General features: G+C 67.6%; 1 protein-coding gene. It reads left to right on the top strand.

Going from position 1 to position 491, the window contains the following annotated elements:
- Positions 1–491: NAD(P)/FAD-dependent oxidoreductase (locus RVY79_RS17260; RefSeq protein ID WP_317465704.1), on the top strand; the 491-nt coding region annotated here is incomplete at both ends.

The raw sequence follows: 491 nt of genomic DNA on the forward strand, positions 1-491 counted from the left end.
GGTCGTGATTGCCGGCGGCGGGGATTCCGCGCTCGACTGGGCGCTGGCACTGCGCAAGACCGCTGCGCGCGTCACGCTCGTGCACCGGCGTGAGGGCTTCCGCGCCGCTGATGCCTCCGTTGCCGAGATGCGCGCCGCCGTTGCCGCTGGCGAAATGGACTTCGTGCTCGGCATGCTCTCGCGGCTGGACAGCACGGCAGATGGCACGCTCACCGGCGTCGCGGTCCGCGGGCGAGAGGGCGAAGTCACCCTGCCCTGCGATGAAGTGATCGCGCTGTATGGACTGGTTTCCGAACCTGGTCCGATCGCCAACTGGGGCGTGGAAATGCGCGCCGGCCGCATTGCAGTGGAACCCACCGCGTATGAAACCTCACGCCCCGGCATCTTTGCCGCGGGCGATATCGCGCTGTATCCGAACAAGCAGAAGCTGATCCTCTCGGGCTTCCACGAGGTGGCGATGGCGCTGCGCCGCGCGTACCGCTATGCGAATC

Source organism: Chromohalobacter sp. HP20-39 (genome assembly GCF_033052815.1).
Taxonomy (GTDB): Bacteria; Pseudomonadota; Gammaproteobacteria; order Pseudomonadales; family Halomonadaceae; genus Chromohalobacter.